Below are 22,574 nucleotides of genomic sequence, written 5' to 3'. Positions count from 1 at the left end.
GATGGCTCCTACTCCGCCGCCTGGGCGTTGATCTCCGCCGAGACCTCGCGGATGGCGCGCGCGAGCATGTTGGGATCCTGCGCGCCGGAGACGGCGTATTTTTGCGCGAACACGTAGGTCGGCACGCCGGAGATGCCTTTCTCGGCGGCTTCCTGCGCGTCCGCCGATACGCGCGCGACGTCCTCGTCGGTGGCGAGGCGCCGGCGCACGTCGTCGGCATCGAGGCCGACATCGGCAGCCGCCTGCACAAGCACGTTCAAATCGGTGAGGTCGCCGCCGTCGCGGAAGTAGAGCTCCATCAGGCGCTGCTTCATCTCGGGCGCCTTGCCGATCGCCTCGGCCCACAGGATCAAGCGGTGGCAGTCGGTGGTGTTGGGCTGACGCGCGACAAGCTCGGGCCGATAGACGAGCCCCTCTTCGCCCGCGGCCGCAACGACGCGTCCCGCAATGCCCTTGTAGGCCTCGACCGAGCCGAACTTCTTGGTGAGATACTCCTCCCGGCTGATGCCCTCGGACGGCACCCAGGGATTGAGGAAGAAGGGACGGAAATTGAGCTTGACCGGAACATCGGGCACCAGCGCCAGCGCACTCTCGATCCGGTGCTTGCCGATATAGCACCAGGGGCACACCACGTCGGAAACGACGTCGATCTGAAGCGGTTTCAACGTGCTCATGTCGGACGTCTCCTTCGGACGGTACGGGTTCGTCGGAAGATAAACCGAACCGGAGGCGGCGCAAGGCACCGGTCCTGCATGGCTCACGACTTCACCTCTGCGGTTATTGTGACAGGCCTCACCCGACCCGATACTCGCGGCCACGATCAAGCACGAGGGGAAACCGCGATGACCGCTATTTCCAAGCCGGAAGGCCAGCAGTTCCGGGCTACGGAGCATGCCGGCGGCCCGTGGTCGCCTGACATGTTGCAGGGAAGCGCCACCACCGCCCTGATGACCCGCGACATCGACCGTCTCGCCACCGAATCCGGCTTCGCGGTGCGGCGCCTGACCTTCGACCTGTGGCGACCGGCGGGCCTGCGCGTCTTCCAGACCACCACCGAATTGTTGCGCGACGGCCGCAAGGCCAAGACCGCCCAGGTGCGGCTGATGGACGGAGAGACCGAGATCGCCCGTTGCACGGCGCTCTTGACGGCGCCGAGCGGAGAATCGCCCGTCGATCCCTTCGCCAGGCCCGCGACTATCGACAAGACGCCTGAGACAGGCGCAGCACCGGCGGCCTTCGCGCAGAAATGGAGCCGGTATTTCCAGAACGTGTCGGTGCGGCTGATCGAGGGCGCGCTGGAGAAGCCCGGCCCGGCCGCCGCCTGGATGCGACTTGATGCACCCCTGGTCGAGGGCGAACCGAACACACCACTGCTCCAAGCGGTGCAGGCCGCGGACTTTTCGAGCGGCGTTGCGCAGATCGTCGACATGCGCAACTGGACCTTTATCAATCCCGAGATCAGCCTCTACTTCTTCCGACCGCCGGAGAGCGAATGGATCCTGATCCGCGCCGCCACGCGCGTCGGCACCAACGGCGCGGGCCTGACCATGGCGACACTGAGCGATCTCAAAGGTCCGTTTGCGGAGGTGATGCAAGCCATGAGCTTTGAGCGCCGCGACGCCGAGCGAGCTCAGGCCTCCTGAGCCGCAAGCGCGATCAGAGTGGCCTCGGACACGGCATCCGCCGGCATGAACATTTCAACGCGAAGCTCCTGAAGCGTCACGTCTTGCGGGGTCCCGAGCGTCAGCACCGCACCGATCAGACCGATGCGGGCGTCGCCCGTTCGTAAGCGCACTTCGCAGAGCGGCCCCGGCGCGACGTTGTCCTCGATCCTGAGTGCGGGAAGCTCCGGCAGCCGCGTCAATTCGCGCCACGTCGATTGCAGGGCCTCGTCGAGCGGTGCAGCCATCGCTTCGTGCCGCGCACGCGACAACAACGCGGTCGCGACGATGGGCCAATTCTCGACGAACGGCTTGAGCTCGTCCGGCGCGAGGAACATGCGCATGTGATTGAGCGGCCGCTGCATGCGTTCTTGCCCAAGCAGCATCGTCATCAGCCGCGACGCGGCGCAGTTGGCCTCCATCACGTTCCAGCGCCGATCGGTCACGATCGCGGGAAACGGTTCGTGCCGCCGGAGCAGAAGATCGATCGCGCGCCGCGCGTCGGCAAGCTCCGGCGCTGAAAGATCGCGCTCGCCGTATAGTCGCGCGAAACCCCCGGCCTCCAGCAGCGCATTGCGATCACGCAGCGACAAACCGAGGGCGGTCGCGAGCTGCAGGAGGATCTCCCGGCTTGCCGCCGACTTGCCGGTCTCGACATAGCTCAGATGCTTGATCGAAATGCCGGCCTCGAACGCCAGCTCCGCCTGGCTCAATGCACGGCGCATGCGCCAGCCGCGCAAAAGGTCGCCGACCGGATTGGCCGACCGTAATGGCCGGGACGAGCGTGTGTCCATCCGGGGATTATGCGAGCGCCACCGGCTCCTGTAAACGGCACTACTGCAAGCCAGCCGCCATCTGCTTCAGCCGCTCGGCAGTGCGCTCGTCGGCCGGGAAGAAGGTTTCCAGAGCCAGCTCCGACAGCGTGATGTCGACGGGCGTACCGAATACCATGGTGGTGGAGAAGAAACTTAGTATCTCCCCCTCGTGGCGCAGCTTGAAGGGGATCGCGACATTGTCGCTCGACAGCGGCGCCGCGCGCGCCGGGATCGGATAACTCTTCAAGTCGTTATACAGCTTGATCAGCTCGGGATCGGCCGTGGCCTCGCATTGCCGGTGCAGCCGCTCCAGGAGATGTCCGCACCATTCCGCGAGATTGACCGTGCGCGGCGCCAGCGCCTCGGGATGGAAGGCAAGCCTCAGCACGTTGAAGGGCTGACCGAGCAGCCGCTGCGGGATGCCGGCGAGCAGCGGCGCCAGCATGCGGTTGGCGGAGACCAGATTCCAGTGCCGGTCATAGGCCAACGCCGGATTCGGCTCATGCGCCCTGAGGACGAGGTCGATCGCCTGGCGGGCTGATTTCAAGGCGGGATCCTCCAGCGTGCGTTGCGGAAAGGCCGGGGCATAGCCGGCGGCGACCAGCAGCACGTTGCGTTCGCGCAGTGGCACGTCGAGACGGTCGGCGAGTCTGAGCACCATGTCGCGCGAGGGCGCGGCGCGGCCGGTCTCGACGAAGCTCAAATGCCGCGCCGAGATTTCGGCCTCACCGGCGAGATCGAGCTGGCTCATGCGGCGGCGCTGCCGCCATTCGCGCAAATGGTCGCCGATATGGACCGGCTGGCTGCGTTCGGCCTGTGCGGTGGATGCATGTGCGTTCATGGTCAAAAACCTAGCACGCAGATTTCGGCCCTTCCATTACGTCGGAGGTAATCGAATTGGGGCTCGGGCCGGCGCATCTTGGGTCGCAACAGGAGACGACCATGATCGCATTGCTGCTCTACCGGACCGTCACAGACCAGCTAGTTCCCTGGGCCATGGCGCTCGCAACCCGGATGCTGGCGCGCAGCCTCAACATGCCGGAGCCGCTGGTGCATTCGACCGGCGACTACGTCGTCGCGCAGGTCACGGCCTTCGAGCACAGCGTCGGCAGGAGCCTCTGCCCGTTCCGCCTCGCCCGCCTGCTCCGCGCCTGGTGGCGTGGATTGCACTGAGTTTCACCTCGAGCCCACCCCAACCATGGAGACCCACGATGATCGACGCATCCACTTTCCTTCGCCGCGCGCTTCTTGCCGACGCGATCTTCAGCGGCGTGGCCGCTCTCGGTTTCACGTTCGGCGCCAGCGCGTTCGCCTCGCTGTTCAACCTACCCGAAGCGCTGCTGCGCGAGACCGGCCTGTTCCTGATCGCCTACACGGCGCTGGTCGGCTGGCTCGCCTCACGCGCCTCCGTGGCAAAGCCGCTCGTGCTGCTGGTCGTGGTCGGCAACGCGGCCTGGACCGCCGGCAGCATTGCGCTGCTGCTCTCGGGCGCGGTGTCGCCGAACCTTGCCGGCGAGCTCATGGTCGTGGCGCAGGCGATCGCGACCGGCGTGTTTGCCGAACTGCAATATGTGGGATTGCGCAGGAGCGGGAGTGTGCTGGCTGCCTGAGGCCACATCACTCGCTGTCGTTGCCCGGCTTGACCGGGCGACCCAGTATTCCAGAGGTAGTCGTCGATGCCCCGCTTTCGCGGGGCATGACAGTTATGCCAGAAGCTCGAACTCAGGCTAGGCCCGCGCGCGGCCCTTCGCCTTGCCGACGGCATGACCATTAAGCTTCTTCTTTTTGGCGGACTTCACGCTCGCGTTCTCGGCTTTGCGCTCCGCGCGCGCCTTCACCTTGGCGCGTTCGGCCCGCGCCTCGGCGCGCAGCTTCTTGCGCTTCTTCTCGCAAGATTCGCACTTGCAGCCGATCGGCTTCAGGTAGGCTTTGAAATAATCGGTGCCGTAGTCGTAATTGATCTCGTCGCCCGGCGCGATGTTCTTGATGGCGCGGATGAAAACCTTGCGCTCGCGCGGCCGCACGTCGGATTCGGCGTTGGGCCGGCACGAATGGTTGATGTAGCGCGCGAGGTTCTTGCGCACGGAGCCGTCAATGGTCCAGCGACCGTTGAGCTCGAACAGGTATTTGTTCTCGATGTCGTCGTGCTCGGGAATCCGGGAGTCCAGGATCGGTCCGTAATAACGGATGATCCGAGTGCCCTTCTTGATCGGCTTGGTGGCGAAGAGGCCGAGCCCGGTTTTCGAGCGGCCGACGCGATAAGGTTTGTTGGACGAGGTGGCTGGCATGATCACGAAAAACGAGGACGCGAACGAGGCTGAAAGAGCCCAAGCGAAGCCGCTCTTCTAGAACGATTCCGCGCCGCTGTCAGGTGTCTGTTGACCCCGTTTGAACCTTGCCCACAATCAAGACGTCTGATGGTACGGAGTTCCCACTCGATCAAAGGCGTCGTCATGTTCCGCATCACCACCGCAGGCTTGGCCATATTGCCCTTGGCCATGTTGCTGATGTGCAGTGCTCTCGACCGCGCCGACGCCCGATCCGTGGGCAGCCAATATACCTCGACGGCCCCGAAGGATTGCCGCCAGATCGGAAAGCCCAGCGAGCTCGACGGCAGCACCACGCGGGTCTGCAAGGGCAAGGATGGCCTCGTGGTCCTGATCGCCGAAGACGATCTTCGCGAAATCGTCTCCGTCGGCCGCAATCGCGAGGCCGCGGCCGAGGAACCGGCGGCTAAAGTCTGGTTCGCTCCGTTCAACTCGTCCGAAACCACCGTCGAATGGCGCACCGCTGGGGCCAAGCCGTTTGCGATGATCCAACGCTGGCACATCGCCGATGGCACCGATCCCGACAAGCAGGGGCGGCCGAACACCAAGGCCATGCTCATCGTGACCCGGCTGCCACCCGGCCCCGTCTGCCACGTCGCCTATGTCGACGCGATCGCCAACCCGAACGCCAATGAGCTCGCGCGCAAGGCCGCGGACGAGTTCGCCCGCAGCTTTACCTGCGGCAAGGACGAGGTGAAAATCATAGGCGCACGCGGCCGCGCGGTCGAGCTCGCGACGATGCGCTAGGCGCTCGCCGGCAATCGATCAGGGGCCCGGCGGCTTCCCCGTCACGGGCGACATCAGCATGGCCTCGAGCAGGCGTTCGGGAGTCGTGCCCTCGGGCAGACGCCCCAGAATATCCTCCAGCCGTCCATCGAGCAGCAGCATCGTAAAACCGTGCACCATCGACCAGGCGCGCGCGATCGCAGCGCCCTGATTGAGCGTCAGCGCGTCGCCGCGGATCTGCTCCTGCCGCATCATGCCGACGGCATTGGCGAGTCCCGCAAAGGACGCCTCGGCGGCCTCGTGCAGCGACGGCCTGGAATAGTCGAGGCGCTCGGTGCGGAACATGATGCCGTACATGCCGGGATGAGCCTGGGCATAGGCAACATAGGCTTTCGGCCGCGCCAGCGCGTGCTCAAGCGGGGTGGTGGCGGTGTCAGAGGACGACGCCATCGCCGCATTGAACTGGCGGAAGCCGACCGCCGCGAGCTCGCTGAGAAGCCCGGTGAGGTCACCGAAATGATGGGTGGGCGCGGCATGCGAGACGCCCGCCTCGCGCGCCACCGCGCGCAATGTCAGGCCGGCAAGCCCGTCACGCTCCAGCACCCGTTCGGCGGCCTGGAGCAGCGCCTCGCGCAGCGCGCCGTGGTGATAGGGCGCCTCGGACTTGACGCTCGCCGGTCGTCGCGCGGAACGCGCCGGCGCGCTCGCCTTCTTCGAAATGCGCCCACCGCGCGCGGTTTCTGTCCTGATCTCACTCTTGCCCATGGGCCAGCTATAGGACGCAATATTGACAGTGTAAAGATTTCACTTGACCAAAACCCCTCGTACGGCTCTTTGATCTTTACGATGTAAAGATAAGGAAGGGATACGCCGTGCAGCAGGACGCCGTTGCCGAACGCCGCCACAACCTAGGTCCGATTCCGTTTGAGGCCGACGCGCCCTTCCTGAAAATCATCGGTGAATTGCCGCGCGAACTGAACGGCACGCTCTTTCGCAACGGCCCCAATCCGCAGTTCGACTCGCCCGGCGCGCACTGGTTCGTCGGCGACGGCATGCTGCACGCCTTTCACCTCGAGAACGGCCGCGCCAGCCATCGCAATCGCTGGGTCCGTACGCCGAAATGGCTGGCCGAGCACGATGCCGGCCGCGCGTTGTTCGGGGGCTTCGGCCGCAAGCTGCCGGATGCGCCGCAAGACCTCACCGACGGCGGCGTCGCCAACACCAACATCATCTTCCATGCCGGCAAGCTGCTTGCGCTGGAAGAAGCCCATCTGCCGACTGAGATCGATCCGGGCACGCTCGCAACCCGCGGCTATCACAATTATCAGGGCCGTGTCGCCGGCAGCTCACCGCGCACCCGAAGATCGATCCCGTCACCGGCGAGCTGGTGTTCTTCGGCTTCAACGCCGCGGGTCCGCTGACGCCTGCCCTCTCCTACGGCTCGATCGACGCGTCCGGCAAGGCGACGCGCTTCGAACGTTTCGAGGCGCCCTATGCCAGCATGGTGCACGACTTCATCGTCACCGAGAACCACGTGCTGTTTCCGATCCTGCCCGTCACCGGCAGCATGGAGCGCGCGATCAGCGGGCGGCCGCCCTATGCCTGGGAGCCGGACAAGGGCGCCTATGTCGGCGTGATCAAGCGCAAGGGCAGCGCGAAGGACATCGTCTGGTTTCGTGCTGAAGCCTGCTACGTCTTCCACGTCATGAATGCTTGGGAGGACGGTGACCGCATCATCGCGGACGTCATGCAGTTCGAGGAAGCACCACTATTTACGCATCCCGACTGCACGCCCACCAATCCCGAGAAATCCTTCGCTCGCCACTGCCGCTGGACCTTCGATCTTGCCGGGAAGACCGACCGCTTCCAGCAGACCTATCTCGACGATCTCACCGGCGAATTCCCGCGCATCGACGACCGCCGCGCCGGATTGAAGAGCCGTCACGGCTGGTACGCCTGCGCCAATCCGAAGCTGCCGATGTTCGGCGCGCTGTCCGGCGTCGTCCATGTCGATGGCAATGGAACGCGCCTCGGCCATTATCCGCTGCCGGCCGGCGACACCATTTCCGAGCCGGTCTTCGTCGAGCGGTCGAAAGATGCGGCGGAAGGCGACGGCTGGCTGCTGGCGGTGGTCTGGCGCGCGCGGGAAAACCGCAGCGACCTCGCCGTGTTCAATGCCAAGGATGTCGAGGCCGGCCCCGTCGCGCTGGTGCAGCTCGGCCATCGCGTGCCCGACGGTTTTCACGGCAATTGGGTCGGCGCGCGGTAGCTCTCCTCTCGACATCGCTGATGTCACCAAAAGGTCTCTCGTGCATATGCCCTCGATCACCGCGGACCGCCTCGCTGTCCTGATCCTGTTCCTGATCTGCGCCGGGATCACGCTCCCGATGATCCGGCCGCGGCGGAGCGGCCAAACCATCTTCAACGGCGGTATCTTGCTCGCCTTCGTCCTCTCGATCGCCTGTGCGTTACCTGTGCTGCCGCACCTGTCCTGGGCCGGCTTCATTGATGAGATGGCCGACCAAGCCGTTGCAGCAATCCAATTTTTGGAAGTCGCTTACGTCATTTTGACACTGTAAAGATTCTACTTGACCCCGCCTCGCTCCTGACATATTGATCTTTACACCGTAAAGATAAGGCCTGACCGAGGCGAACCATGGCGATTTTCCTGATCCTCGCGCCCTACGGCGCCTTCACTTTCCTGATGCTGATGACGTCTGCCACGATCAGCGTAATCGTAGCCTCGGCAACCTGTCTGGCCACCGTGGCGATCGATGTCGTGCGCGGTCGCTCGCTGAAGATCCTGGCTATGGGCTCGGCGCTGCTATTCGCCGCAATCGGCCTCCACCTCGCGCTGTTCGACCCGGCGCTTGGCACGCTCGGTGTCAAGCTGTCGGTCGACATCGGCATCTTCGTCATCTCGCTCGGCTCGATGCTGGTCCGGCGTCCCTTCACGCTGCAATACGCGGTCGAATCCGTGCCGGCCGAGACCGCGGCAATGCCCGGCTTTCTCTATGCCAATTACGTCATCACGGGCGCTTGGACCGCGGCTGCGCTGCTGATGGCGGCCACCAATCTCGTGCTGCTCTATGTCCCCGGCCTGCCGCTCTGGTCGAGCCTTGCGGTCGCCTTCGCCGCCCGCAACAGCGCGATCTATTTCACAAAATGGTATCCCGAATATCGGCAGATCAAGTACGGTGCGCCGGCCAGCCCAATGTCCAACTCCCGCTGAACAGGATCGACGATGAAGGACGTATTCGCCCGCCTCGCCTCCGACCTCTTCTCTGCCATCGTCTTCCTGGTCATCTACATCATCACCGACAACGTCGTCCTGGCAACGTCGGTGGCGATTGCCGGAGCGATCGCGCAGGTGATCTACGCGCGCGTCAAGGGGCAGCAGCTCAATTACATGACCTATGCGAGCGTCGCGCTCGTCGTCGTGCTCGGCACGGTCACGCTGCTGACCAACGATCCCCGCTTCATGCTCGCAAAGCCCTCGATCGCGCATTTCGCGATCGGCGCCATCATGCTCAAGCGGGGCTGGATGCTGCGCTACATGCCGCCGATCGTCGTCGAGACCGTTCCGGAATATGTGACGGCTGCAGGTTATGCCTGGGCCGCGCTGATGTTCGTAATCGGCGCCGGCATGATCGCCGTCGCCTCCACAGGCGATCTGAAGCTGTGGGCGTTCTACATCACGGTGGTCGCGGGCGGCGCCAAGATCCTCGCCTTCGCCGTGCAATACGTCGTGCTTCGCCTCATCGTCACCAGCCGACGACGCGCCGCCGCCCGCGCCTAAATGCCTCCAACGGAGCGTTAGGCGCGAGCGGCGAGTTGCGCTATACGCTCGGCCGGGACTGGCCCGCGGATCGTCGCGGTCCGCCGGGATCTTGGGAGACGCGAATGGCCGTCGACGGCAACTGGACTCTGACCCTGACGACCCCCATGGGCGAGCGCAAGGCGACGCTGAGCCTGACGGCTGCCGGCGGCACGCTCACGGGGACGCAGGGCGCGGAAGGCGATACAGCCGAGATTTTCGATGGCACCGTCAGCGGCGATGCCGTCAACTGGAAGGTCTCGATCACCAATCCGATGCCCTTGACGCTCGAATTCATCGGAACCGTCTCCGGCGACAGCATGAGCGGTGAGATGGGCATCGGCCCGATGGGCAGCTTCCCGTTCACCGGCACGCGCGCCTAAGCCGCGCGGCAACGGTGCGCGCGCTCGGTCTCATCGCGGCGACGATCCTGTGTGTCGCGACACAAGCGGCTAGCGCGGACGACGCCGAACCGGCGTGGCGGGCAAGCGCGCTCGCCATGCTACCGGCCGGCTATGTCGCCGGCACGGCCTATCGAACCGAAGGGCCGACGGGCTACCTCGCCGTCTATCCGATCTCGTCGAACGATCCGAAGTCACCTGCAAGCGTGTTCGCCACGCGCCAGGCTCTCGTGGTCGCGCTGACGCCGGATGCGACGCGCGCAATCTCGGCCGAATTGAAGCCGCGTAGCGGGCCCGATTCTGACAACGACGACACCGACTTCGCAAAGCTGCATGCCGATCTCGCCGCCAGGCGCTCAACGCTTCCCGACGGTACCGAGCCCTGCGATTTCGGCGCATGGTCCGTCGACAAGGATCCTGATGGCCTCAACGTGCGTGCCGAACCATCGATCAAGGCGCGTGTGCTCGGCACGCTTCCGCCGCCCTACCGGCTCAAGCTCGGCGGCAGCGAGAATACGCCGGATGGCGGCTGGCTTACCGAATTCCGCATCATCGGCTTCAAGAACGGCTGGTTTCTGATCGAAGGCGCCAAGCCGCCGGGCAAGGACCACGAGGACGACAAGAAATATCCGCGCAGCGCGCCAAAGCCCTATGCTGGACGCGGCTGGGTCGCCTCCAACAAGGTCGGCGCGTCCTACGCCAATGGCGCGACACGCATGGGCGGCCTGTTCCAAGCACCCTTCGTCGATGCGAAATGGACGCCCGCCCAGCGCGAGCTCGGCGGCGCGATCGACACCGACGGCGGACCGAAGCACATCTTTGCCTGCAGCGGCCTCTGGGGCTTGGTCGAGAGCCAGGACGGCGTCCGCGGCTGGTGGCGCGGGCTGTGCTCCAACCAGGTCACGAATTGTAGCTGACGAGAAAATCCCGCTCCGCGACAGTCGCCGCCCTTGCCTTCTTAACAATTCAGGGTTGTAGTTAAGCATTGCACGCGGGAGGGAAAAATGCCGCACAACGACACGCTTTCATTTCATCGATCACTGACCGCCGCCTTCGTTTGCATTGTGCTGGCAGCTACGGCGTCGGCCGGCCGCGGCGAACCGTTGCCGCCGAAGATTTCGCCGGAGGCGACTGCCTGGAAGCCTGCCTCGATCTTTGAGAAGGAAGACAAGGACGACAAGTTCGAGGATCAGCCGCGCATGAATCTGAGCGGCGCGGCGTGCGTGCCGACGACACCAAAATTCACGTCGTGCCTGATTGCCAATGATGAGAAGAAATACGCGCAGTTCTTCTCGATCGAAGGAAACGTCCTCGTTCCACGGAAGCTCATCCGGCTTTCCGATGAAGACAAGGATCCCGATGCCGAAGGCGTCGCCTACGAAAAGGGTTTCTTCTATGTGACCGGCTCGCACGGCCGCAGCCGCAAGAAAGACAAGGAGAACCTGTCGAGCTACGTCGTGTTTCGGATCGCTGTGGATCCGCAAAACGGTATTCCCAAGACCGAACCCAACGCTAAGAAGGTCGATGGCGTGGAGGCGAGCCCGCGGATGCGCGAGGTTATTGAAAACGACAAATATGTAAAAGCGAAATTCAACAAGCCTCTTGCGGAGGGCGGCGTCAATATCGAAGGGATCGCGGTCAGGAACGGACGCATGTACTTCGGGCTGCGAGGACCGTCGCTCGACAAGCAAGCCTATGTGCTCAGCGTCGATGCGGGAGCACTGTTCACAAAGGCCGACGACCTCAAGCCGGACTAGATCCCGTTAGAACTCGGGGAAAATACCGGGATCCGGGACCTTGCCGCGGTGAACGACGGCATCTTGCTTCTCGCAGGCCCGACGCGGAATGAAAAGGTTTCCTATACAATTTGGTTGTGGGACGGCAGCAGCAAGACGGCAAAGCCGTTGGCAACGCTCGACCTCAGCACCGTCACAGCGGACGCCAAAGCGGAGATTCTACTTCCCCTCGAGGAAGACTCAGCCAGCATTCGCGCCCTCGTCATGTTCGACAGCGTGGAAAATGGCGGCGCTGTATCGTTCAGCATAAAGCGCTGAGCGCAGGCTGCGTAAATCCTCCGCCGGTCCAAGAACCGGCGGAAGGACGCAGGACCTGGCTAGCCGAGATTCAACTCTTTGAAGAAGTCATTGCCCTTGTCGTCGATGATGATGAACGCCGGGAAGTCGACGACCTCGATGCGCCAAATCGCTTCCATGCCGAGCTCGGGATATTCGAGCACCTCGACTTTCTTGATGCAGTGCTCGGCAAGATTCGCCGCGGCGCCGCCGATGGAGCCGAGATAGAAGCCGCCATATTTCTTGCAGGCCTCACGCACGGCTGGCGCGCGGTTGCCCTTGGCGACCATCACCATCGAGCCGCCGGCGGCCTGGAACTGATCGACAAAGGAATCCATACGGCCCGCAGTGGTCGGGCCGAACGCACCGGAGGCATAGCCCTCGGGCGTCTTGGCCGGGCCCGCGTAATAGACCGGATGGTTCTTGAAATAGTCCGGCAGCGGCTCGCCCTTGTCGAGCCGCTCGCGCAGCTTGGCATGCGCGGAATCGCGCGCGACGATCATGGTGCCGGTCATCGATACCCGCGTCTTGGTCGGGTACTTCGAGAACGTGGCAAGGATATCCTTCATCGGCTGGTTGAGGCCGATCTTGACGACCTCGCCGCCGAGCGACTGCTCGACCTCGGGCAGATACTGCGCCGGGTTGTGCTCGAGCTCTTCGAGATAGACGCCCTCCCTGGTGATCTTGCCGAGCACCTGGCGATCGGCCGAGCAGGACACGCCGAGCCCGATCGGGAGCGAGGCGCCATGACGCGGCATGCGGATCACGCGGACGTCGTGGCAGAAATATTTTCCACCGAACTGCGCGCCGACGCCGAGCGACTGCGTCATCTTCAGAATTTCCTGCTCCATCTCGAGATCGCGAAACGCGTTGCCGTCGGGCGAGCCGTGGGTCGGCAGCGCGTCGAGATAGCGAGCCGACGCCAGCTTCACCGTCTTCATGCAGAGCTCGGCCGAGGTGCCGCCGATGACGATCGCGAGGTGATAGGGCGGGCACGCCGCGGTGCCCAGCGTCAACACCTTCTCCTTCAGGAAGGCGAGCAGCCGGTCCTTGGTCAGCACCGAGGGCGTCGCCTGGAACAGGAAGCTCTTGTTGGCGGAGCCACCGCCCTTCGCCATGAACATAAACTTGTAGGCGTCATCGCCTTCGGCGTAGATCTCGCACTGCGCCGGCATGTTGTTGGCGGTGTTCTTCTCCTCGTACATCGACAGCGGCGCGACCTGCGAGTAGCGCAGATTGCGGCGCAGGTAAGCATCGCGCGCGCCTTCCGACAGTGCCGCCTCGTCGTCACCATCGGTGATGACGTTGCAACCCTTCTTGCCCATTATGATCGCGGTGCCGGTGTCCTGGCACATCGGCAGCACGCCGCCTGCAGCGATGTTGGCGTTCTTGAGGAAGTCCAGCGCGACGAACTTGTCGTTCGGGCTCGCCTCGCCATCCTCCAGGATCGCGCGGAGCTGCTTCAGATGACCCGGTCGCAGATAGTGGTTGATGTCGCCAAAGGCCGCTTCCGACAGGGCCCGCAGCGCGTCGCGGGACACCACCAGCATGTCCTTCCCCAAAACCTTCTCGACCCTGACGCCCTCGGACGAGACCTTCTTGTAGGGCGTCTCGTCCTTGCCCAGCGGAAACAGCGGCGTGTGCTTGTAGGGCGGAACGGGCTTTGCGGGATCGGGAAAGGCGGTAGGAGCGTTCATGGGCGGGAATCTCGGGGTTTTGGAGCCCTCGCATGGGCCCCTTTCATAGAACCGTTCTAAGCTTTTTTGCTGCAAAGGGAAGGCGCTCTGGTGCGGTCGGGGCATCCCGATTCGGCGACACGGCGACCTATTTTCGGCGGCTGTCGGCGGACACCAAGCTCTCATGATGCCGGTGAAGACCCTGGGTGCACCCCTTGCGCTACGCGCCCGACGACGGTTGAATGCGCCCGCTAAGGGGCCTTTCATCATGACATTGAACTTGCACGTCCGCGGCGCGATCCTGGTCGCCGCCGCCATCACCGGCCTTGTGACCATCGCCTCGCCCGCCCGCGCGGACCGCTGCGATGACAGCGCCAAGGAGCTGGCGAACCAGGTCGATCGCCTCAAGGTGAATTTCCGCGCCGCCAACGTCGTCTACCTGACTCATCCGGCGGCCAAGGAATTGTCCGTGGCCTGCCGTGGCGACAAATATTCGATCGAGCTCTATGCCAAGGGCGATCGCAAGCCCAAGCCGGAGTTCTTTGCGCTGGTGGGGTCGATGGCCGCGATCGTCTTCACCGTGACCAAGGACGATACGACGACGGGCGCGACACGCTGCCTGAAGCGGATGGGGCTCTTGCGCGGCGACAAGATCAGCATGCGTTACCGGCGTCTCAACATGGAATGCGCCCGCACCAAGACGGATGCGTCCATCGCGATCACGCGCGGCAAGGACGAATAGGCGGTCCCCGCGCGGTGTGCGCCTGACAGCACACCGCCCACTACAGACCGTTATTGCGAGCGTAGCGAAGCAATCCAGAATCCCTCCGCGGAGACAGACTGGATTGCTTCGCTTCGCTCGCAATGACGAGGAGAGGTCTGTCCTCTCGCGGAAACAGCGCGTGTGGCGGCACGAAAGCGGCCTCTCCACCGCACCGGATCCCTCGCATTTTAACGATTGGCTTGAAGGAAATTTTGCGTCTCGCGGCGCAGGGTCAATTGTTCCATATGTGAGGATTTGTGGATGAGCGTTTCTACCGTTACGCCGCCGCCGATCGCGATCGTGGTGCCGAGCTACGACACGACCAAGCAGCAGGACGATCAGACCAAGACCAAGGACAACGACCCGACCTATAAGCCGCCGCCGCCTGCGCCGCTGCCGCCGGGTCAGGGTACGCGGATCGATCAGCTCGCCTGATCAGCCGTGTCGAAGATGAAATGCCCGATCCGGTCGATCGGGCTTTTCGCGTGTCCGGCCGCAACTTCGCCGGATAGCGGGACCAATATCGTGCGCGACTACCCTGAGACCTGCATGATCGCAAGACTCCTGTTGCAGAGCACGATCACCACCGCCGCCATGGGCGCGCTGCTGTTCGCGTCCGCCGGCACCCTGCATTGGCCGTCGGCCTGGGTGTTCCTCGCGACCTCCGCCCTGCTCGGCCCGCTTTGCGGCTGGTGGCTTTACCGGGTCGACCCCGCACTGCTCGCCGAACGTCTGCGGCCGGTCCTGCAAAAGGACCAGCCCGCTGCCGACAAGGTGTTCATGACCGTCTTCGTCGTCGCGATGCTGGTCTGGCTGGCGGCGATGGGGCTCGACCGGCGTACGCGGTCCTCCGACATGCCGATGGCGCTGCAGGTGCTCGGCCTCGCCCTGTTCCTGCTCTCGACGCTGTTCATCCTCTGGGTTTTCCGCGAGAACTCGTTCGCGGCGCCCGTGGTGAAGCTGCAAGCCGAGCGCGCGCAGCACGTGATCTCGACGGGGCCTTATGCCCATGTGCGCCACCCCATGTACAGCGGCATGATCCTGTTCTTCGCCGGCGTGCCGCTGCTTCTGGGCTCATGGTGGGGACTTCTGATGGTGCCGCTATTCCTCGTCTTGTTTGCGGGCCGCATTCGCATCGAGGAGCGCACGCTGCGCGAGGGCCTGCCGGGCTATGCCGACTATGTGACGCACGTGCGCTATCGCCTGCTGCCTGGCGTGTGGTGAGCGCGCGCATCACTCTGTAAATCGCAGAAAAGTGTTCCCTCCGATCGACTGACGTCGGCGGAAGCGTTCGCAGGCGCTCTAGCCATCCAATTCGCGGTAGCGGCGGAAGATGCCCTGCTCGTTGAAGGGAATACGGCGCTCGCTTTCGAGATAAGCCTTGATGTTCGGGCGCGCCGACACGCGGTCGTGCATGCCGACGAGGGCCGGGATATCTGTCTCGAACGCCTTCATCCGCTTCGGAAACGCATAGCGTAGTCCCGCGACGAGCTGGAACAGCGAGAGATCGACATAGGTCAGCTTGCGGCCGGTGACATAGGCGCCGCCATTGTCCTGAAGGAGGTGCTCGAAATAGCCGAGATATTTCGGCACGCGCTCGCCCCAGAAGTCGGCGGTGCGCTTCTTTGCCGGCGGTTTCTGATCTTCGTAGTAGAGCGAGGGCCCGAGCGGGTGATGGGTGTCGTGAATCTCGACCATGAAATCGGTGATCGTCAGCTGGAGCTGATGCACCCAGAGTTGACCCGCTTCCGACTTCAGGGCGAGGGCGTGGCGGGCGCCGAGATAGAGCAGGATGTTCGCGGTCTGGCCGATGACGAGCTTGCCGGCTTTGAGGAACGGCGGCGCAAAGGGCGGCGTGCCCTTGTGTGCGTCCATCATCTTCATCATCGCAGCTGTACCGCGTGGGCCACGCGCCACGTCGATGTAAGCCGCGCCAGCCTCCTCGAGCGCGAGCCGCACATATTCACCGCGGCCCTGGATCTCGGGCCAATAATAGAGCTCGTATTTCATGGAAGGGTCCGTGAGCGTGGAAGCGACAGGACCAATCTATCACGCGCGACAAGGTTCCGTCAGGATGGGGCGGAAGGGCGGCACCACACGCTCCGTCATTGCGAGCGCAGCGAAGCAATCCAGACTGTCACCCTGGAGGGACTCTGGATTGCTTCGTCGCTGCGCTCCTCGCAATGACGGAAGCCTCAATTCGACGCGAAGCAATACAGCAGGCCGTCGCCGCCGGTGCTCTTCAGATCGGCCTGCGAGCAGCCGCCGTCGGGTCCGCGCGAGGGGTGTGCGGTGTTCCAGGATTTGACCGTCGGGTTGGTCGCAGGGCCGTTGATGTCGGAGTGGCCGAGCATCGCCGCGCCTTGCGTACTCGACGTCCAGTTTTTGCAGGTGCGGTCGTCGGGACCCGCAAACGCGGTGCCGTCGGACTGCGATCCCGTGAGAATGTCGTGCCGGTTAGGCTGGTCGCCATAGCCGTTTACAATCTCGCCCTTCTCGGTCAGCGCTGTCTCCTTGCTGATCTTGTTGGCGCTGTGCAAATCGGCCACGTCCTTGGCGATTTCCACGCCCTTGGCGTTCTGCCACGGTCCCTTGCCGATGCGGTCGCGCGCGTTGACGGCCGGCTTGCCGTCGGCGGCCTGCGTGGAGAGATAGGCGCGCCAGGTCTTACTGCCGGCGCCGCCGGCCTGGGCCAGCTTCTGGCACTGCGCATCGGCCCCCTCCAGACCGCCGAGATCGGCGCCTTTGCCAGGACCGTTGGAAGTCACGAAGAATGTCATGTTGGCCGACTGCGCCTGCGCCGATGGCGCCGCAAGCAAGGCCGCAGCGAGCGCGAGGCCTGAAATCGTCATGGTTCTCTCAATGCGGATCATCCTGTCCTCCATTTGTGTTGTCGTTGGCCGCCAGATTTCAACCCGACGCAAGCCCGCTTATTCCGATGCCGCGATGCGAGACGCCCAAAAGAAAAAGTCCCCGTGCAAGGAGCACGATGCCCTGTTTTTTTCATGTCGTCTGCGATCAGTTGGTCGACGGGATCGCCGACGATTCCCAGCCGCTTCCCGACTGCCATGTCGATTAATTGCTTCCCGGGACAATGGTGCCGGGCGAGCATACCAAATGGGCCGATCCTCAAGTGATCGTCCAGGGGAGGACGCGGGGGACTGTGGCGGGACCGTTCAGGGCGGCATCCGCGATGACATCGGGGCTGCGTAGCGCGCGGCGCAAGGGGAGATCGTTCATGCACCGGACCACAATCCGCCCAATCACGACAATTGCCGGCCGCGCCACCCTTTGCTGCCTTGCCGTCGGTCTTGCCCTGGGTCCGAACTGCGCCTTGGCCGCGGAACTGCTCAAAGCCCGGCTGGCGCAAAATCTCGCACCGATCTCCGGCCTTGCGATCGTCGCCAAGTCGAAGGGAATCTTCGAAAAGCACGGTCTGGACATCACGGTTTCGAACTTCACGTCCGGCAAGCAGTGCCTGGACACCGTGATCGGGGGCGGTGCCGACATCGCGACCACGGCGGAGGCGCCGGTCACCGCATCGACGATGGCAAACCAGCCCATCGCCTTCATCGCCGGGATGGAATATTCCGATCTCAAGACGCTCGTCGCGGCCAAGGCCGGCGTCAAGACCAAGGCAGATCTTCGCGGCAAGCGAATCGCCTTCACTGCCGGCACCGGTAGCGAGGTTTACACGGCGACCTTGCTGAAGTCGGCGGGATTGACGCCCAAGGATGTCACCCTCGTCAATCTGCGGCCGCAGGAGATGCTGCCGGCACTCGCGGCCGGAAGCATCGACGCGATCGACACCTGGGAGCCCCACGTCGCCAACGCGAAGAAGGCAATGGGCGAAGCCGTCACTGAGGTAGATACAAAAGGCACCTATTCCGAGACGTTCAATATCGTCGTCATGAAGCCGTACCTGGACGCCAACCCAGTGCTGGTCGAGAAATTCATCGCCGCACTGATCGATGCCGAGATCTGGATGAAGGCACAGCCGGATGAAGCAATCACGACAGTCGCGGACGCAGTTGGAATGAAGCGGGACGAACTCGCCCCCATCTGGGCCGACTATGTTTACCGGGTGCGTCTCGACGACCGGCTCATCGAGATTCTGAAGACCCATTCCGCATGGCGCCTCGAGAGCGGCAACCATCCTCCGGGAGCGGCGATGCCCGACTTCAGCAAGGTCGTCGTCACCGAGCCACTGAAAAAGGTCGATCCCGCACGCGTCACCCTGTCGTGGAAATAGGCACCCGCGCGGCCATGCAGGAAGCCACGTCAGCAGGACGCGATATTGCCATCCGCACTGGCGGTCGCGCTCGGCCGAATTCAGTTCGGCTTCGTCGCCTCAATATTCTGGTCGGGGCGCTTTCGCTTCCCTTGTTCATTGGGTTCTGGGAACTGGTCTCCCGTTCCGGGACCGTCAACATGGTGCTGTTTCCACCGCCGACGGTGGTTGCTGCGGCCGTGCTTGAGTGGATACGAAGCGGACAGTTCTTTAGCGATCTGTTGGCCAGCCTCTTTCGCGTCACCACGGGATTCATCATAGGCGGCGCGCTCGGCATCCTGCTCGGTATTCTCACCGGCCAATTCCCCGTTATCTCGAGCTTGCTGTCCCCGCTATTCCATATCTTGCGGCCAATTCCGCCGATTGCGTTCGTGCCGATCGTCATCCTCTGGTTCGGCCTGTCGGAGGCGGGAAAATTGTTCCTCGTCGTATGGGGCGTATTCTTCACGGTGTGGCTTTCGACTCACATCGGCGTGCAGAAGGTCGACCGCGGCCTGATTCGGGCGGCATTGATGCTCGGCACGCCCCGACGGCAGATGCTGCAGGAGATCGTGCTGCTGGGCGCGCTTCCCTACATTGTCGTCGGGTTGCGCACCGCCGTCAGCATCTCCTTCTACACGCTCGTCGCGGCTGAACTGGCCGGAGCTTTCGCCGGCATTGTCTACAGGATCGAGATTGCGCAGCAGAATTTGCAAACGGGCCAGGTCATGGGCGGGCTCGCAGCGCTCGGGTTGATGTCGTTCATCGCCGACCGGCTGTTTGCGGCTCTTGCCGAACGTATCGTCTGGTGGCGCTGATGTCGGGATCTCGATCGGGCATGAAACTGGCACTGGCAAGTTCGCCTGCCTCCGTCGAATCGGCGCGAAAACAACCGGCCATTCAAGTCTCGAACCTGAGCATCGTTTTCGACACCAAGCGCGGGCAGATCATCGCGGTCGATCGCGTTTCGTTTGACGTGGCGCCTGGCGAGTTCGTTTGCATCGCCGGTCCCTCCGGCTGCGGCAAGTCGACGGTGCTCAATACGATCGCCGGGCTGGAAGTGCCGTTCGAAGGCGAGATCCTGGTCGAGGGTGCGCCCGTCTACAGTCCGCGTCCCGATGTCGGCATGGTGTTCCAGCAGCCGCATCTCTTCCCCTGGAAGTCCGTCCGCAGCAACATCGCCCACGGTCCCAGGATGCTCGGAAAGTCCACGACGGAAGCGTATGCCATCGCCGACGATCTGATCGCGATGGTCGGCCTCAAGCGTTTCGCCGACGCTTATCCGATGACGCTGTCCGGCGGCATGCAACAGCGCGTGGCGATCGCGCGAGCGCTGGCCAATCAGCCCCGTGTGCTGCTGATGGACGAGCCCTTCGGGGCGCTCGACGCGCAGACCCGCGCCGTGATGCAAGACAATCTGCTGGCGCTGCGCGACCGGATCAAGGCGACGATCGTGTTCGTGACGCATGACATCGATGAAGCCATCGTGCTGGCCGACCGCGTTCTCATCATGAGCGCGGGACCTGGCCGCATCCTGCGCGAAGTCGCGGTCAAGCTGCCGCGCCCGCGGTCGAGTTCTGTCATGGTCGAGCCAGCATATCTTTCGCTCAAGAAAGATTGTCTCGACGTCATCCGCGCAGAAGGGTTGCGGGCATTCAATCAGTCGGACGCGGACTGATGACGCGGAGTCCGCGTCTGAGGCGAACGCAGGGAGCTGGCATGGTTCTTGAATAGCCGATGCCAGGTCTCACATGCGGAGCCGGCCATGCACAGGGCGAACAGCGCGATAGCGGCAGGTGTGATGCTCGCGGAGTCGGACGATCTCGTCAGACCGCTGCCCGGCTTATTGGATGGTCTCAACCGGGCTGATTGCAATCGCTTGCGTGCGATCGGACGCGAAAAGATCCTGGAAGCCGGCCAACTGGTGTGGTCCCAGGGCGACGCACAGGCCGGGATCTACCTGATCAGCGAGGGGCGCATACGCAGCTACTATGCCGCACCGTCGGGGCGCGAAGTCACGCTCGCCTATTGGTTTCCAGGCAACTTCGTCGGCGGGCCCGACATCTTCGGGACAGGCCCGCATATGTGGACATCGGTTGCGGCCGAGCGCAGCCGGTTGACGTTCATGCCCGGACTGGCATTGCGGCGGCTTGCGCTCGAATCGCCGGCAATCGCCGTCGCCTTGCTGGATGCCCTCGCATTCAAGGCGCGATGCTATTCGGCAATGGCCCAGATGCTTGGGACGCGCTCGGTCACCGAGCGGCTGCATAGCCTGCTGATCTTCCTGTCGCATGTCTACGGCGTGAAACGCGACGGCGAGATCGTCGTCGGCATGCCGTTTACGCACGGCGACCTTGCCAATCTGATCGGATCCACCCGCCAATGGGTGACCGTGCAACTCGCGCGGCTCCAGGATGAAGGCGTGATCAGATACGAAAGATCCGTGATTGCGATCCTGGATGTTTCTACACTTGGGCAGGCGATGGGATAATGTCCGCCCGTTAGCCGCCAGACTTCAATTCGAATGCCGATCCGTCTGCGCCGGCCTCGAACCGCCGTGCGAGTCCGATCAGCGCGCGATCGTGCCAGGCCGGCGCCAGCAGGGTCACGCCCATGGGCATGCCGTTCGGCAATTTCGTATTCGGAACGGCGACGCCGCAGAGATCGAGTAGATTGGCAAAGTACGAGTAGTAGCCCAGACGATTGTTGAGGGTGATCGGATCACGATGCATCTCCTCCAGTGTGAACGGCCGCGGTGCAGTCGGAACCACCAGGGCATCGATGCCGGCAAAGATTGCTTCGGCGTCGCGGCGAAGCCGGTGCAGCCGGTGAATGGCGCCAAACGTGTCGATCGCCGAATACCCGGCGGCTGAGCCCAGCACGGTCCTCGTGACATCAAGCAAGGCGCCGGATTCGACGTCGATGAGCGAAGCGATGGCCGAGTGCCGCTCCGCGACCCAGGGACCGCTGAACATCAACTCCCCGGCCTGGCGGAATGGGGCGAAGTCCACCTCGATCGCCGTTCCTCCGATATGAGCAAGACGTTCGCAGGCACTCTCGTAGAGTTCGCCGCATTCCGACATGCCGAAGCATTCGAGATCTGCTGGCGCAACGCGGCCGAACCGGAATGATGCCGCCGCACCGTTGGCGGGGAAAAAGGTTCTGGGCAGGCGGCTGTAGGGATCTTCGAAATCAAACCCTTCGATGATGTCGAGGATTGCTTCGCCGTCGCTGACGGTATTGCAGAATACCGACACGCAATCGATCGTCGGACAATTCGGCACCAGGCCACGTGATGACACCAGCCCAACGGTCGGCTTGATTCCGACGATGTTGTTGAACCCGGCAGGTATGCGCCCCGAGCCGCCGGTATCGGTGCCGAGCGCAAAGGCGACGTGCCCCGCCGCCACGGCGACCGCGGAGCCGGAACTGGAACCGCCCGCAACATAGCGCGCATCGGCAACCGACGCGCAGGGGCCATGGGGCGAGCGCACGCCGGACAGGCCTGTGGCGAACTGATCGAGATTGGTCTTTCCGAGGCAAATTGCGCCGGCTGCGGTGAGGCGTTCGACGCTATGCGCGGAATGCCAGGGCGTATAGCTGAACGCCGGACATGCGGCAGTGGTCGGCATTCCCGCGACGTCGATGTTGTCCTTCACACCAAATGGAATGCCGAGCAGCGGAAGATTTTCGCCCGTCCGCGCGCGCGCCACCAGCTTATGGCATTCTTCGAGTGCCTCCTGCCGCGGGCGAAGATAGATCCAGCAATTGCGGTCGCGCTCGGCCTCGATCCGGTCATACGCCGTTCCGATCGCCTCCAGCAGCAGGGACGAACTCCTGGCAATGCCTTCGTAGTTTGTCCTGAGGCGCGCGACACACTGGCTCACGGAATATCTCCTCATCCAACCGGCAGGCGCGAAATTGCGGCAGCTCTGCGCGGCCAACAAGCAATTAAGTGCTTCCCCCAAATGGCCGCCTGACCGGAAACGCGCCGCTCAAACAAAAAGGGCGCCGTGCCGAAGCACGACGCCCTCGTTTGTCGCTAT

General features: G+C 63.6%; 25 protein-coding genes and 2 pseudogenes. 18 read left to right on the top strand and 9 right to left on the bottom strand.

Annotation, left to right across the window (positions count from 1 at the left end; all coding sequences use genetic code 11):
- Window positions 1-8: 8 nt before the first annotated feature.
- Window positions 9-674 (bottom strand): DsbA family oxidoreductase, encoded by a 666-nt coding sequence (locus tag RX329_RS15560; protein WP_085349430.1) that lies wholly within the window; start codon window positions 672-674, stop codon window positions 9-11.
- Window positions 675-842: 168 nt separating this feature from the next.
- Here RX329_RS15560 and RX329_RS15555 point away from each other — a divergent pair, with 168 nt between their 5' ends.
- Window positions 843-1,643 (top strand): thioesterase family protein, encoded by an 801-nt coding sequence (locus RX329_RS15555; protein ID WP_317246110.1) that lies wholly within the window; start codon window positions 843-845, stop codon window positions 1,641-1,643.
- On the opposite strand, the gene RX329_RS15550 is transcribed toward RX329_RS15555, so the two are convergent.
- The gene (locus RX329_RS15550) at window positions 1,631-2,386 is read right to left on the bottom strand and encodes a helix-turn-helix domain-containing protein (RefSeq protein WP_317246109.1); all 756 of its coding nucleotides are present in this window, start codon (window positions 2,384-2,386) and stop codon (window positions 1,631-1,633) included. The two genes, RX329_RS15555 and RX329_RS15550, sit on opposite strands and share 13 nt — an antisense overlap.
- Before the next feature lie 109 nt (window positions 2,387-2,495).
- The gene (locus RX329_RS15545; protein WP_085349389.1) at window positions 2,496-3,317 is read right to left on the bottom strand and encodes a helix-turn-helix domain-containing protein; all 822 of its coding nucleotides are present in this window, start codon (window positions 3,315-3,317) and stop codon (window positions 2,496-2,498) included.
- Window positions 3,318-3,418: 101 nt separating this feature from the next.
- On the opposite strand from RX329_RS15545, the gene RX329_RS15540 reads away from it, so the two are divergent.
- Together RX329_RS15540 and RX329_RS15535 are read left to right on the top strand one after the other, a co-directional pair.
- On the top strand, window positions 3,419-3,649 hold the full coding sequence (locus tag RX329_RS15540) for a hypothetical protein (protein WP_026233166.1): 231 nt from the start codon (window positions 3,419-3,421) through the stop codon (window positions 3,647-3,649).
- A gap of 38 nt (window positions 3,650-3,687) precedes the next feature.
- A complete protein-coding gene (locus RX329_RS15535) occupies window positions 3,688-4,086 on the top strand; it encodes a hypothetical protein (protein ID WP_085349390.1) in 399 nt (132 codons plus the stop codon).
- A gap of 117 nt (window positions 4,087-4,203) precedes the next feature.
- On the opposite strand, the gene RX329_RS15530 is transcribed toward RX329_RS15535, so the two are convergent.
- Complete coding sequence (locus RX329_RS15530; RefSeq protein WP_085349431.1) at window positions 4,204-4,764, bottom strand: SET domain-containing protein; 561 nt, start codon at window positions 4,762-4,764, stop codon at window positions 4,204-4,206.
- Window positions 4,765-4,929: 165 nt separating this feature from the next.
- Here RX329_RS15530 and RX329_RS15525 point away from each other — a divergent pair, with 165 nt between their 5' ends.
- Window positions 4,930-5,550 carry a hypothetical protein gene (locus RX329_RS15525; RefSeq protein WP_085349391.1) on the top strand — a complete coding sequence of 207 codons (621 nt, stop codon included), beginning with the start codon at window positions 4,930-4,932 and terminating at the stop codon, window positions 5,548-5,550.
- 18 nt (window positions 5,551-5,568) lie between these two features.
- Here the strand turns inward: RX329_RS15525 and RX329_RS15520 are convergent, their stop codons facing one another.
- Window positions 5,569-6,294, bottom strand: coding sequence for a TetR/AcrR family transcriptional regulator (locus RX329_RS15520; RefSeq protein ID WP_085349392.1), 726 nt, complete (start codon window positions 6,292-6,294; stop codon window positions 5,569-5,571).
- Window positions 6,295-6,401: 107 nt separating this feature from the next.
- Between RX329_RS15520 and RX329_RS15515 the strand changes: the two are divergent.
- The 7 genes and pseudogenes from RX329_RS15515 (at window position 6,402) to RX329_RS15485 (ending at window position 11,801) form a co-directional block, all read left to right on the top strand.
- Window positions 6,402-7,798, top strand: a pseudogene (locus RX329_RS15515) (carotenoid oxygenase family protein).
- 40 nt (window positions 7,799-7,838) lie between these two features.
- Complete coding sequence (locus tag RX329_RS15510) at window positions 7,839-8,108, top strand: hypothetical protein (RefSeq protein ID WP_166517616.1); 270 nt, start codon at window positions 7,839-7,841, stop codon at window positions 8,106-8,108.
- 77 nt (window positions 8,109-8,185) lie between these two features.
- Window positions 8,186-8,761, top strand: coding sequence for a hypothetical protein (locus RX329_RS15505; protein ID WP_085349395.1), 576 nt, complete (start codon window positions 8,186-8,188; stop codon window positions 8,759-8,761).
- Between the two features lie 12 nt (window positions 8,762-8,773).
- A complete protein-coding gene (locus tag RX329_RS15500) occupies window positions 8,774-9,328 on the top strand; it encodes an inner membrane-spanning protein YciB (RefSeq protein WP_085349396.1) in 555 nt (184 codons plus the stop codon).
- Window positions 9,329-9,432: 104 nt separating this feature from the next.
- Window positions 9,433-9,729, top strand: a complete 297-nt coding sequence (locus RX329_RS15495; RefSeq protein WP_007602176.1) for a hypothetical protein — start codon at window positions 9,433-9,435, stop codon at window positions 9,727-9,729.
- A 14-nt stretch (window positions 9,730-9,743) separates the two neighbouring features.
- Window positions 9,744-10,664, top strand: coding sequence for an SH3 domain-containing protein (locus RX329_RS15490; protein ID WP_085349397.1), 921 nt, complete (start codon window positions 9,744-9,746; stop codon window positions 10,662-10,664).
- An 87-nt stretch (window positions 10,665-10,751) separates the two neighbouring features.
- Window positions 10,752-11,801: pseudogene (locus RX329_RS15485) on the top strand (DUF3616 domain-containing protein).
- Between the two features lie 59 nt (window positions 11,802-11,860).
- Here the strand turns inward: RX329_RS15485 and RX329_RS15480 are convergent.
- A complete protein-coding gene (locus tag RX329_RS15480) occupies window positions 11,861-13,516 on the bottom strand; it encodes a fumarate hydratase (protein WP_085349400.1) in 1,656 nt (551 codons plus the stop codon).
- 247 nt (window positions 13,517-13,763) lie between these two features.
- Between RX329_RS15480 and RX329_RS15475 the strand changes: the two genes are divergently transcribed.
- From RX329_RS15475 to RX329_RS15465, 3 genes are all read left to right on the top strand, one after another.
- Window positions 13,764-14,237, top strand: coding sequence for a hypothetical protein (locus tag RX329_RS15475; protein ID WP_026233168.1), 474 nt, complete (start codon window positions 13,764-13,766; stop codon window positions 14,235-14,237).
- A 282-nt stretch (window positions 14,238-14,519) separates the two neighbouring features.
- Window positions 14,520-14,693 (top strand): hypothetical protein, encoded by a 174-nt coding sequence (locus RX329_RS15470; RefSeq protein ID WP_166517615.1) that lies wholly within the window; start codon window positions 14,520-14,522, stop codon window positions 14,691-14,693.
- Between the two features lie 114 nt (window positions 14,694-14,807).
- Complete coding sequence (locus RX329_RS15465; RefSeq protein WP_026233169.1) at window positions 14,808-15,482, top strand: methyltransferase family protein; 675 nt, start codon at window positions 14,808-14,810, stop codon at window positions 15,480-15,482.
- Between the two features lie 78 nt (window positions 15,483-15,560).
- Here the strand turns inward: RX329_RS15465 and RX329_RS15460 are convergent, their stop codons facing one another.
- Complete coding sequence (locus tag RX329_RS15460) at window positions 15,561-16,268, bottom strand: glutathione S-transferase (protein ID WP_085349401.1); 708 nt, start codon at window positions 16,266-16,268, stop codon at window positions 15,561-15,563.
- Window positions 16,269-16,453: 185 nt separating this feature from the next.
- Window positions 16,454-17,131: a lectin gene (locus tag RX329_RS15455; RefSeq protein ID WP_085349432.1), complete on the bottom strand. Its 678-nt coding sequence runs from the start codon at window positions 17,129-17,131 to the stop codon at window positions 16,454-16,456.
- Window positions 17,132-17,592: 461 nt separating this feature from the next.
- Between RX329_RS15455 and RX329_RS15450 the strand changes: the two genes are divergently transcribed.
- The 4 genes from RX329_RS15450 to RX329_RS15435 all read left to right on the top strand — a co-directional run bounded on the left by RX329_RS15450 (window position 17,593) and on the right by RX329_RS15435 (window position 21,019).
- Window positions 17,593-18,510 carry an NrtA/SsuA/CpmA family ABC transporter substrate-binding protein gene (locus RX329_RS15450; RefSeq protein ID WP_317246108.1) on the top strand — a complete coding sequence of 306 codons (918 nt, stop codon included), beginning with the start codon at window positions 17,593-17,595 and terminating at the stop codon, window positions 18,508-18,510.
- Between the two features lie 14 nt (window positions 18,511-18,524).
- Complete coding sequence (locus tag RX329_RS15445) at window positions 18,525-19,346, top strand: ABC transporter permease (protein WP_244559812.1); 822 nt, start codon at window positions 18,525-18,527, stop codon at window positions 19,344-19,346.
- 20 nt (window positions 19,347-19,366) lie between these two features.
- Entirely contained in the window at window positions 19,367-20,206 is an 840-nt protein-coding gene (locus RX329_RS15440) for an ABC transporter ATP-binding protein (RefSeq protein ID WP_162496421.1), read from the top strand.
- An 87-nt stretch (window positions 20,207-20,293) separates the two neighbouring features.
- Entirely contained in the window at window positions 20,294-21,019 is a 726-nt protein-coding gene (locus tag RX329_RS15435; RefSeq protein WP_085349405.1) for a Crp/Fnr family transcriptional regulator, read from the top strand.
- A gap of 10 nt (window positions 21,020-21,029) precedes the next feature.
- On the opposite strand, the gene atzF is transcribed toward RX329_RS15435, so the two are convergent.
- Window positions 21,030-22,415 (bottom strand): allophanate hydrolase, encoded by a 1,386-nt coding sequence (gene atzF, locus RX329_RS15430; protein WP_085349433.1) that lies wholly within the window; start codon window positions 22,413-22,415, stop codon window positions 21,030-21,032.
- Window positions 22,416-22,574 lie beyond the last annotated feature (159 nt).

This window comes from Bradyrhizobium sp. BWC-3-1 (assembly GCF_032917965.1).
In the GTDB taxonomy this organism is placed as follows: Bacteria; Pseudomonadota; Alphaproteobacteria; order Rhizobiales; family Xanthobacteraceae; genus Bradyrhizobium; species Bradyrhizobium canariense_D.
This window is presented reverse-complemented; position numbering and strand designations above follow the sequence as displayed.